Origin of the sequence: Colwellia sp. 12G3, assembly GCF_002836775.1 — a bacterium.
Classification (GTDB): Bacteria; Pseudomonadota; Gammaproteobacteria; order Enterobacterales; family Alteromonadaceae; genus Colwellia.
Window position 1 is genome coordinate 26,463 of sequence record NZ_PJAQ01000005.1, and the last position, 11,715, is coordinate 38,177.

The 11,715-nt window shown below is 36.8% G+C and carries 11 protein-coding genes; 10 read left to right on the top strand and 1 reads right to left on the bottom strand.

Features of this window, described 5'->3' with window-relative positions; translation table 11 throughout:
- Positions 1 to 50 precede the first annotated feature (50 nt).
- The 4 genes from CXF71_RS01605 to CXF71_RS01620 are packed head-to-tail and all read left to right on the top strand — an operon-like array spanning position 51 to position 3,630.
- Positions 51 to 1,574: an ATP-binding protein gene (locus CXF71_RS01605; RefSeq protein ID WP_101231250.1), complete on the top strand. Its 1,524-nt coding sequence runs from the start codon at positions 51 to 53 to the stop codon at positions 1,572 to 1,574.
- A 52-nt stretch (positions 1,575 to 1,626) separates the two neighbouring features.
- A complete protein-coding gene (locus CXF71_RS01610) occupies positions 1,627 to 1,974 on the top strand; it encodes a cupredoxin domain-containing protein (RefSeq protein WP_442871911.1) in 348 nt (115 codons plus the stop codon).
- The gene (locus CXF71_RS01615; protein WP_101231252.1) at positions 1,964 to 2,851 is read left to right on the top strand and encodes a hypothetical protein; all 888 of its coding nucleotides are present in this window, start codon (positions 1,964 to 1,966) and stop codon (positions 2,849 to 2,851) included. The genes CXF71_RS01610 and CXF71_RS01615 overlap by 11 nt, the downstream gene beginning before the upstream one ends.
- Positions 2,851 to 3,630, top strand: coding sequence for a hypothetical protein (locus tag CXF71_RS01620; RefSeq protein WP_232771338.1), 780 nt, complete (start codon positions 2,851 to 2,853; stop codon positions 3,628 to 3,630). Before CXF71_RS01615 ends, CXF71_RS01620 begins: the two co-directional genes overlap by 1 nt.
- 137 nt (positions 3,631 to 3,767) lie before the next feature.
- On the opposite strand, the gene CXF71_RS01625 is transcribed toward CXF71_RS01620, so the two are convergent.
- A complete protein-coding gene (locus CXF71_RS01625) occupies positions 3,768 to 4,883 on the bottom strand; it encodes a DUF3083 family protein (RefSeq protein ID WP_101231253.1) in 1,116 nt (371 codons plus the stop codon).
- A gap of 226 nt (positions 4,884 to 5,109) precedes the next feature.
- Here CXF71_RS01625 and CXF71_RS01630 point away from each other — a divergent pair, with 226 nt between their 5' ends.
- From CXF71_RS01630 to CXF71_RS01655, 6 genes are all read left to right on the top strand, one after another.
- Entirely contained in the window at positions 5,110 to 5,370 is a 261-nt protein-coding gene (locus tag CXF71_RS01630) for a DUF5062 family protein (RefSeq protein ID WP_101231254.1), read from the top strand.
- Positions 5,371 to 5,701: 331 nt separating this feature from the next.
- The gene (gene aroG, locus CXF71_RS01635) at positions 5,702 to 6,754 is read left to right on the top strand and encodes a 3-deoxy-7-phosphoheptulonate synthase AroG (protein ID WP_101231280.1); all 1,053 of its coding nucleotides are present in this window, start codon (positions 5,702 to 5,704) and stop codon (positions 6,752 to 6,754) included.
- An 82-nt stretch (positions 6,755 to 6,836) separates the two neighbouring features.
- Positions 6,837 to 7,901, top strand: coding sequence for an AAA family ATPase (locus tag CXF71_RS01640; protein ID WP_101231255.1), 1,065 nt, complete (start codon positions 6,837 to 6,839; stop codon positions 7,899 to 7,901).
- 9 nt (positions 7,902 to 7,910) lie between these two features.
- Positions 7,911 to 8,933, top strand: a complete 1,023-nt coding sequence (locus CXF71_RS01645) for a DUF58 domain-containing protein (protein WP_101231256.1) — start codon at positions 7,911 to 7,913, stop codon at positions 8,931 to 8,933.
- Positions 8,930 to 11,131 carry a transglutaminase family protein gene (locus CXF71_RS01650; protein WP_101231257.1) on the top strand — a complete coding sequence of 734 codons (2,202 nt, stop codon included), beginning with the start codon at positions 8,930 to 8,932 and terminating at the stop codon, positions 11,129 to 11,131. Before CXF71_RS01645 ends, CXF71_RS01650 begins: the two co-directional genes overlap by 4 nt.
- A gap of 178 nt (positions 11,132 to 11,309) precedes the next feature.
- A complete protein-coding gene (locus tag CXF71_RS01655) occupies positions 11,310 to 11,669 on the top strand; it encodes a DUF4870 domain-containing protein (protein ID WP_101231258.1) in 360 nt (119 codons plus the stop codon).
- Positions 11,670 to 11,715 lie beyond the last annotated feature (46 nt).

Below are 11,715 nucleotides of genomic sequence, written 5' to 3' on the forward strand. Positions count from 1 at the left end.
TACCTTGAGATCATCTCTTTTGAAAATAACTCACACATAGAAATAAGTTTATGAGCATTCGTCGTTATTTGGTATTAACCTTAGTCGCCTTATTAACCTTAATTACTTTTATTGCTGCTATTCAAGGCTATAAAGCGAGTATGACGCGTGCTGAAAAACTATTTGAACAGCAATTAGTCGATTTTGCTAAAATAGTAAAAGGCCTGCACCAAACCTTTGATAATAAAAAGCCGCAGCTAAGTTCTATTAAACAGCAAACCAGCTTTGCTTTTCAAGTGTGGCAAGGAGATAACTTAGTTATCCAGAGTGCGAATTCACCCATTAAACCAATAATGAGTCTACAGCAAAACTCAACACATTTTGGAGAAGTGAATTTTTCTGGGCAACGTTGGCATGCCATTTATTTAGCCGATAAACAAGCTAGTTCCTCCGCTAATTCAGCAGGTAATACTCCCGATAATGGCCTCGTTCATTCCTTTAAAGGAAGCGATAATAGATTGGTTATCATTGTTGCTCAACCATTAAAGAAACAGTTTCTTCTTGCTCAAGAGGTCATTCTTGCGGCAGTTACTCCAATGATTATCGCCATTGTATTATTGTCTCTGCTCATTTATGGCATCATTACACAAGGTTTAAAGCCATTACATAAGCTAACTACCGCGTTAGCAAATAAACAAAGTAATGATTTTACCCCACTTGATTTACAGGTTGATAACAGTGAACTAAGTAGTGTGGTATCAACCTTAAATCAACTCCTTGCTCGATTAAACTTAGCGTTCGAACGAGAACGGCACTTTGCCGCTGATGCCGCGCATGAGCTGAAAACGCCTTTGAGTGTCTTAAAAATAAATGTCCATAATCTTTCGCGCGATTTGAATGAGCAAGGACAAAAATATCCAACAGACTTAATTAAGCCATTAACAGTAAGTGTTGATCGTATGGGGCATGTAATAGATCAGATACTGCATTTAAATCGCACTAACCCCGACCAAATAAACCAGAGTCAACAGCAGGTAAAATTGAAACCATTATTGCAAGCTGTTATTGGCGATCTCTACCAAGCTATCGCGAATAAACATCAAACAATAACCCTAACAAGTGATGAAATAATCCTTAAGGGCGATGAACTTTCTTTGCAGTTAATGTTAACGAATTTAATCTCAAATGCTAATAAATATACCCCACAAAATGGAGAGATAAAGGTCAGTACTCAGTGTCTTCAATTGGATACCAAGCAAACACAAACAACTAAAATTACTGTTGTTATTGAAGATTCAGGTAAAGGGATTGCAGCAGAAGAATACCACCGTGTATTTGACCGATTCTATCGAGTGGGGGGCGATCAACACGATTCAAGCGTACTGGGTTGTGGTTTAGGCCTAACCATAGTAAAACATATTGTTGATATGCATCGCGGAAATATTACGTTGTCTCAATCACCATTGTTAGGTGGATTACGTGTTGACGTTTCTTTTGAGCAGAACATTGAGCAGATGCAAGCGCAAGCAAGTTCAAAGGTGAACACAGTAGCAAGTAGCGATGGTAAATTAGTTAACAAGGATGAACGTGTCTAAAACGCTAACAAGATCAAAAAGCCTGTCTAAAGCACAGCTTATTATCAGTTATATACTGCTAATGGTAAGTTATAACGTCTCTGCTCAGCGACAAGAGTTTAGTGTTACTCTCAAGGATCACCTTTTTTATCCGGCTGAAATTAGTATACCTGCAAATAAAAAAGTTAAATTGGTTATAGATAATCAAGATGATAGCATTGAAGAGTTTGATAGCTTTTCTCTTAATCGCGAAAAAGTACTTTTTCCCAAGCAAAAATCAACTATTTATATCGGACCATTATCCCCAGGGCGTTATGATTTTTTTGGTGAATATCACCCAAACAGTGCCCGAGGTGTGATAATTGTCAGCGGAGTTGAATTAGCTAAGCCTGTTGTTAAGGGGGCCGATAATGCTAATTAATACCGTGTTAGTTTTTTTACAAAACATATTGCCTATTTTTGTAGTGTTTAGCCTGCTGTTTGCACAACAAGGTGCTAGGGTGCAACTTAGTAATCAAACCAGTACTCCACTTAGGTATCAAAAGAATAATAAGCCTACTTATTTACCTGTCTTAAAATTAGTGAAAACAACGATTGTAGGGTTAATTATTGTCGGTTTATTCAGTCATTATATGCCCGGATTAAGCCAACTATTTGATGGCACGGGTTTAGACATTTTTTTCTCTATACTATTTAGCTTCATTTATATTTTCATTGTTATATCCTTTTTACTCAATCGAGCTTCTGTCCATAAATTGAATAAAAACCAAATTTTTAATCAGATGCAAACCTATATGAGTCTTGGCATCTTGTTACTGGTACTTTGTGTTCATGGCAGTTACTTTAGTCTTTATGTCATGAGTTTAACGATTTCGAATGCGGTGATTGATACCTTGTATTCTGGCATTGTGATTGGCGTGATCATCGGTACAGGTATTTGTTTAAGTATTGCCATCTTATTGTATTTTATTCTGATAACGTTTGATAAAAAATTAAAGGGTAAAGTCATTTGCTATTTTTTATTATTATTTGGTGTTGCCCAGTTGATGCAAGGACTACAACTGCTTGAACAAGTTGATATTATCTCTAGCAATGTACATTTATGGAGTACTAGTTACCTGATTGCTGAAGACTCCGAACTGGGTTATTTTCTCACGATTTTATTTGGTTATGAAGCAACACCTTCCGCTATGGAACTAATCGTTTATTTAGCCGCTATTATTGTGCCAATTCTCATTGCTAAATTAATCACCTATAAACAAAATTCTACAGCTTCTTTAATGGAAGGGACTTATTAATGTTTACTTTTATTCGCCTGAACTTTTTAAGTTATAACCTTTTTAGCTTTAATTTTTTTAACCCTAAGCCTGGTAACTATGTGCTTATAGGTAGTTTTTTATCTGCTGTTTTGATCTTTTCAAATACAGCTTTAGCGGATGGTATTGTCGTTGATAAGGTGTATCACCCATACGTTTTGCCAAACGAGCGAGAAGTAGAATGGCGTATGCTAGCTCAACGAGAAAATGGTGTTAGTAACGATTTAGCACAGCGTTTTGCTTATGGTCAATCGGTCACCGACAATCTAATGTTGGAGTTTTATGTACTTGGTGAACGCGACAGTAATGATAATTTCACCCTCAGTGCTTATGAGATTGAAGCACGCTGGATGATGACAGAGCAAGGCCAATATTGGGCTGATTGGGGCATGTTGTTTGAGGTTGAAAAAGAGCATCAAGAGAATAACTGGGAAGTGACCTCTGGCGTTATTATGGAAAAAGAATTTGGTCGTACTAGCTTAACGTTAAATGCCTTTTTAATTTATGAATGGGGCGACACTATTGAGGACGAAATGGAAACTGAATTTAGATTACAATATCGTTTCCGTCATCTTGAGCAATTCCAGCCAGCTATTGAAGTATACTCAGGAGAAAACTACTTAGGTATAGGGCCTGCTTTTATGGGCGTACAGCGTTTTAGTGGACAAAAACAACTTAAATGGGAAGCGGCTTTTATCACGGGAATAAACAGTGAAAGCCAAGGGCATATATTACGGTTAGCCATTGAATATGAGTTTTAAAGAACGTTAAGCTTATTATAGAGAGATGAATAGAAAATAAAAAACCCGATATAAATATCGGGTTTTTATGGTTACTGCTGTTTTATATTAGTTATCTCATTAGCACGCTATTAGAAATCCCCTATATAAGGCATAATTTATTTCGTATAAAAGCCAACATGTTGATGTAAACGAACAGTCATTTCTTCCTGGTCATTAACAAAACCTAACTTGTCAGTAAAGTCGCGTAATACTTGTTCTACTTTATTAACAAACTTACCATAACCGTGAGACGTTTTATCTTGCTCACTGGCAACAAAAATCAGCTGTACTGAATCGACAAGTTTGGCTGAATTCCATTTACAGGTATAACCACAACTCGTATGTTTAGGATTGTAACCTAACATCAGTAACTCGCCATTTGCGATAACATTTTCGTCATCACCACGACGTACAATCGGCACTAAACCGTTAGCAATAACAGCACCATTATTCAAATTACACTGTTTTGCCGCGCTAATAAACGTATCACTGATAAGATTATATAGTGGGTTATAACGCTCTTGCTGATTTTCATCTAATGGCGCTAATGCTCTAACTCGACGGTTAATCGGAAAATCAGCTATCGCATAAGTTAGCGCATCGCTATTATCCGGCAAAGCTAACTCATCAGCTGAATATCTGTCGGTCATTGAACGGAATTTATGGGGTTGACTCCCTTCAATTCCTTTGTTTTTAGCAAATAAATCGTAGGTTAAGTGTTGATGATCACAAATTCTTATGTCGGCTAGCGTAATGGATGCTTGCTTAGCAAAGCTTTCAAGCGCTTGTTTCACTTTACGATGAAATTGTGCTGATTGAATACGAATATCATTACCATTGGCTAAAAAGACTAAGGTGATTTTTTTAGCTTTATTTTGACCATTATAGAAAGCATTTTGGCTAGCATGATATTTAGGGTTATATAAAAATAGAACTTGTTGTTTGGTTTGTGCAGTCAGCTTTTCAGGGCTAAAGCGTACACGGGCAAACTTATCATTAGCAATAAACTGTGTGCTTTCAATGGCTAATTTATCGTTGATAGCGAAAAAATAATCCGCTAATGTTTGATAAAGTTTTTCATATGGCGCATCGGCAGTGTTATCAATTAAGTCACTATATTTTTCAAGTAATTCATCAGTCAATGCTATTTTAGCCATTAAATATTGGTTTTCTCGAGCAGACGACGGAATATACACTTTATGTTGAAGATTTTTGGTGCGTGATATGGGCATGTTTCACCTATGTATTTATGTATGCGGTTAATAAAAATTGTACTGATTAATATGACGATATTATACAGAGGCTACTATAGAGTTTACATGATGTAAATCAATATAAAGTAGGGCTTGTAGTTAAAACCTTAACCGATGAAGTTAATCGCTATTAACTTGATATTTATGTTTATTTCACGCATGGTAATAAGCATATAATTTGTGGTAAATCAGGATTGAAAATTAAATGAAAAAATTAAAAAATGAAGCGGAATTATTAAAGAAAGCATTAACAATTGGCGAAAAATATGCAGTCAATCGTGGTTACAATAGTTTTTCAGCGACAAATTCAGCCAAGGATAAAGTCGAAAGCCTTTATCGTTTATTGGTTAATGATAAGTTAATTCAGCCATTAGCAGTAGATAGTGAAGATCAACCCAATATGAAACACAAACTCGCCCTATGGATAGCAAAGCAACTTCCACAAGGCCATGAATTACTAAAATAAGCGCTTGAATTTACCTGTTTGTTTAGCACTCATAGTGCATATTACTTACTTCGTTTTATCGATTTTTACTCAGTTAGACTAAATATTCTAAAAACTAGCTTGTAACAGCAATTTTCCGTGGCATTCAAACATCAACACTGCTAGATTAATGTTGGGATTCTAATTAGGAATTAATAATAAGGTACTCAATACCACATTAATCAACTTAATGAGTATAAAGAACGCTAGTAAACTAAACATTTAAGTAAAACTAACGTCAATGAGTATCGTCAACATTCAAGCTAATAAATTAGTAATGAATACACAACGAAATAGCAGTAGAGAGCCAACTATGTACCAAACTGACGATGTACGCATCAATAAAATTAAAGATCTTTTACCTCCAATTGCTTTATTGGAACGATTTCCTGCGTCAGAGCAAGCAACTAAATCAGTTGTTGCGGGTAGAACTGCTATTCACAATATTCTTAAAGGCAAAGATGACCGTTTATTAGTGGTTATTGGTCCTTGTTCTATCCACGATCCTAAAGCGGCACTTGAATATGGCCAGCGTTTAGTTCAATTACGTAACAAGTATAAAGACAGTCTAGAGATTGTTATGCGTGTTTATTTTGAAAAACCACGTACTACCGTTGGTTGGAAGGGGTTAATTAATGACCCTTATATGGATAACAGTTTTAAACTCAATGACGGTTTACGTTTAGGTCGTAAGTTATTAGTAGAGCTAAATGATCTTGGTTTACCAACCGCGGGTGAGTTCTTAGATATGATCACGCCGCAATATATGGCCGATCTTATGTGTTGGGGAGCGATTGGTGCTCGTACTACTGAATCACAAGTTCATCGTGAATTAGCCTCAGGTCTTTCATGTCCAGTCGGCTTTAAAAACGGTACTGATGGCACAATCAAAATAGCTATTGATGCTATCGGCTCAGCGGCTGCATCACATCATTTTTTATCGGTAACAAAATTTGGTCATGCTGCGATTGTTGAAACTACAGGCAACAGTGATTGTCATATTATTCTACGTGGTGGCAGAACGACTAACTTTGATGCTGATAGTGTTAAAGCGGTTACCGAACAATTAACCGCATCTGATTTGAACACCAAAGTGATGATTGATTTTAGCCACGCTAACTCAAGTAAAAAATTCGAGAACCAAATGGTGGTCTCTACTGATGTTAGTGGTCAAATAAGTGAAGGTAATGACAACATTTTTGGTGTTATGGTTGAAAGCCATTTAGTTGAAGGCAACCAGAGTTTGGTTAATGGTAAAGCTGAAGTCTACGGACAAAGTATTACCGATGCTTGTATTGGTTGGGATGATACGGAAAAACTATTAAGTCAGTTAAATGAAGCGGTTGTTAGCCGCCGACATATTTAAAACGAATAAGGGCTAACAATTCCCTTTATTCCAGATTCATGATAAAACGTCTAATTAACTCTTTATAATTAGACGTTTTTTTATGCCCCAAACGCCGAACATTGTCGATACAGTCCAAGCAAGTCAACAGTCTATTACTGCCATTTTAAATAAAATTGAATCCGTGGTCTTAGGTAAACCTAAAGAATGTCGATTAGCGCTTGCCTGTTTACTCGCCCAAGGTCATTTATTGATAGAAGACTTACCCGGCATGGGGAAAACTACTCTTGCCCATGTATTGGCGACTACATTAGGTTTGAGCTATCAGCGTACTCAGTTTACCAATGATTTATTGCCTGCAGATGTTGTTGGTTTTTCCATTTTTGATAAAGAGTCTAATCGTTTCGAACTTCACAAAGGTCCCATTTTTAATCAAGTGGTGCTGGCTGATGAAATTAACCGAGCCAGTCCAAAAACACAAAGTGCACTGCTTGAAGCCATGGCCGAACAACAAGTGAGCATTGACGGTATTACCCATGAATTACCTCTACCATTTTTTGTTATTGCCACCCAAAACCCGTTATTCCACGCAGGAACTTATCCGTTACCAGAATCACAACTTGACCGGTTTATGATGCGTTTATCTTTGGGCTTTCCTGATTTAAAAGCCGAAAAGAAAATTTTATTAAATACAGCTCAACGCACGAATCAAACTACGCGAGATAATACGGCTGCTAATGGGGGAGTAATAGAGCAAGAAGAGCTTATTGCCATGCAAGATGCGGTTACTCAAATTAACGTTTCAAATGATGTTATTGAATATATTATAGCCTTAAGTCATGTCAGCAGACGTGCTTATAGCAGTCACAGTAACGTAACTCATAGTACTCAAACTAATACCCAAGTAAATGATGCTGAAATTAACTGTAAGCCATTATCGCCGAGAGCGTCAAAGGCACTGTTACAAGCGGCTAAGGCGATGGCTTTTATTGATAACCGTGACTATGTTTTACCTGATGATGTCCAAGCCGTGTTTTATGTGGTCTGTCAACATCGATTAGAAATGCAACCGAGTCAACAGTTAGGCGCTAGTCACATTAATGATAACAGTGTGGCTAATCAGATACTTAAATCTGTTGACGTGCTAAATCCTCTTGGTCATTCATAAGGTTTAGTGATGGGAATAACGACTCTATTTTCTTTACCTAAATCGGTCAGTGTATTTTTTCATAAAAAATTTGAGCGTTGGCTTGCAAAGAGGATCCCAAATAGCAAAGAACATCAATTAAATAGCCGTAACATCATGATATATCCAACCCGTTTTGGCTTGTCGTATCTAGGCTTTGTGGTATTGGTGTTTTTATTAGGGACTAACTACCAAAATAATATCATTTTGCTGTTTAGCTACCTATTGGCGAGCTTATTTATTAGTGTCATGTTACATAGTTTTTATAACTTCTCTCAATTGCGCTTTTATAGCATGGCAAAACAACAAGGTTATGCTGGTGAAGCGTTATATTTTCCAATTAAAATTTTCGCTGAAAAAACGCATTATGATATCAATGCTCATTTTACCGATAGCAACCTAAACAGCCATGTAGAAAAAATCCCACTATGTTTACAGGGGGGTGAAGAAATAAAATTAAGCTATAAATCAGCTAAACGAGGCAAGCACACTTTAGGTCGAGTCACCGTATTTAGTGAATATTCGTTAGGTCTTTTTAAGAGCAAAACAGTATTAGGTTTTGGTCACTATGCCATTATTTATCCTAAACCGAAAAGTTTGGTTGTCGGTCAATACCAATTTTCTGCTCAACCAGATGAGCCAAGTATAGAAAGTTATCAAACGACTCACAGTGTGGGCACTGATGATTTCTCAGAACTAAGAAGTTTTGTGCGAGGAGAATCAAGAGCAAGAACAGCCTGGAAGCAATTAGCAAAAGGGCAGGGACACTATTCAAAACATTATCAAGCAAGTCAGGGGCAATTGCAGTGGTTAAAACTTAAGGATATGCCCAGTAATGATGTTGAAACACAACTTTCCTATTTAAGTTTCCTTATTAGCGAGCTAACAGCAACGAATCAAGCGTTTGGTTTATCGCTTTCTGCTGATATCAGCAATAAGTCAATGAACATACCTCCCAACGTTGGCGTTGAACATCAACAAGCCTGTTTAACCGCATTGGCTTTATATTCATGATTTTTTTCAATAATAAAACTAAAAAATCATCATCGGGAACCCTAGGTAAAGTTAATGTAAGTTTCTGTTTAAGTAGAAAAAATGCTTGGTTACTTTGGTTGTGCCAATGTTTAAATATTGCCGTGATTGCCTTAGAATTAAGTACTTGGATGCTGGCTATTATTTCATTGTCACTAGCGTGGCAGGCACTCTTATTACATAACAGCCGAGATCGTGTAAAAACGAGAAAGAAAGTAAGTACAGTTAAACACCTAAGTCAACGACAACACAATCACCATAAAAAACAACAGGCAAGCATTGTGTCACCTATCATACTTGGAATTTTTGCTTTACTAGGCTGTATAGCCATTGCTATTACTGCTAAAGAAGTCGGGATTCTCGCAAGTATGGTACATTTACTTTGTTTTTCTTATGTACTTAAAGCGTTTGAATTAAAGGCTCGAAGGGATTTCTATCAACTACTACTTTTAGGTCTTTTTGTTTTAGCCTCATCACTTATTTTTAGACAAGACTTAGTTTTTAGCTTTATTACACTCATTTTATTGGTCATCAACTTATCGGTTTTGTTACATTTTTTTTCATCAGAGAAAACTTTTGCCTCAAATATCAAAGTGATGACTGTCATACTGGGGCAAAGTGCGATATTAGCCGTGGTACTTTTTTTAGTTTTCCCTCGATTATCACCTTTTTGGCAAATGCCGCGAGCAAAGTCAGCAGAAACGGGGTTGTCGGATACCGTTAAACCCGGCGATATTGCTAATTTATCCCGATCAACTAAATTGGCATTTCGGGCTGATTTTGGTCAACAAGCGATACCTAATTATTCGCAGTTATATTGGCGTGCTATGGTGTTAGAGGATTTCGATGGTAGACAGTGGACTAGGATAAAAGCAGCGCCGAAGAATTCAGCCAAAGCATCCGCTAGCAACACCTTTAGTGTTAATCTCAATGGCAGCGATATTGTCCCCTTGAATTATCAAATTACCGTAGAGCCAAGCTTTCAAAAGTATTTATTTGCTTTAGCACCGGCTATTGCCTCGAATGAGGGCAATGACATTAGGGCAAAAAGTGATTACACCTTGATGAGTTCAAAGATTATAACGCAAGCGAAATCCTACCAACTAAGCAGTTTCTTATCACTCCCGTTAGCGCTTGAATTATCAGAGCATAGTAGAACAGTTAATTTACATTACCCAGAGGGTAGTAACCCTCGATTAGAGCAAATGGCGTTGCAGTTACAACATAATTACCCTGAACCTCAAGCACGTGCACAAGCGGTACTGTCACGTATAAATCAACAAAATTATTCCTATACTTTACAACCGCCATTATTAATCAACAATAGCTTAGACCAGTTCTTCTTTGATACTCAAGCCGGTTTTTGTGTGCATTATGCCAGTGCTTTTACCTTTATTATGCGTGCATCAGGCATTCCTGCACGTTTGGTAACTGGCTATTTAGGTGGGGAGTTTAACGGCACAAATACTGGGGATAAATTGTCAGATAAGGGACACTTGAGTATCTATCAATATGATGCTCATGCATGGTCTGAAATATGGGTACAAGGTAAAGGCTGGGTTCGTGTTGATCCTACCGGTGCCGTAGACCCTGAACGTGTTAATTCAGGGTGGTCTAATGAATTATTGCAACAACAGTCAAACCTTAATAATGAGTTGTTTAGTTTATATCAATTGAAAAATATAGCATTGCTTAATATCTTACGCTTACAATTTGATATTCTTGATTATCAATGGACCAAATGGGTCATTGGCTTTAATAGTAAGCAGCAATATAATTTATTAAAACATTGGTTTGGCAAGATGGCGAGTTGGAAATTCGCTTTGATTATTGCCATAGCTTTGGTCATCAGTATGGTCATGCTTATGTTGTTTCTCCACCTTCTTAATCGCTCCAAATCAAAAAAGAAACCGTTAGCTAAGTGGCAATTAGTCTATCAAAAATCGCTAGGACAATTAGCAAAGCAGGGCATAGTTAAACCTGCTGCTATGACAGTTAATAATTTTTCTAAGCAGGTAAGAGAACAATATCCCGAGTTAGCTATTGTTTTTACTCGTCTTAGTGTCAGTTATAATCGTTTGTGTTATCAAACATTAGCTAAAGATGAACAATTAAAATTAACACTAACAATGCAGCAACAATATCAAGACTTCTGTCAAACGTTAAAAAAACAACCATAAAAATATTTTATCGGGTTTATTCATAAAATTGAAACATTTAGACGTTAGTGTAAATTACAGCAAAAAAATGCCTTGTTGAATGGCATTATTTTTCCTAAGTTTAAAGTAGGGTTAAGTTGATTATTTGCAATAAAATACTTAGGCCGTCTTCCTTAGCATTAACGATGGAGTGTCTGTTATGCCACATACCCCAAGTGACTATGACAATGTTTTTGAAAAGAAATTAAGCCTCGCAGAACGATTTAAAATGGCGACCCTAGTTGCTGTGATAAGTTACTTTACACTTATCGGCTGGGTCGTTGCCATGGTGATTTATGATAAACATCAATCCTCACTAGCAAGCTTTCATTTACGTCAATCTTTAGGTCTAATTATTACCGGTGCTATCCTTTCATTGATACCCTTAGTGGGATGGGTACTGAATATTGGTGTCTTATTAGGTTGGGCTTTAGGGCTTTATGCGGCGATTCAAGGACAAGAATACAAAGTACCTTTGTTAGGTGATTTTTATCAACAGCATTTAGACTTTATTGAATAACCAGAACCATTTGATATCTGTGCTTGATACATAGCTGCTTGATGTA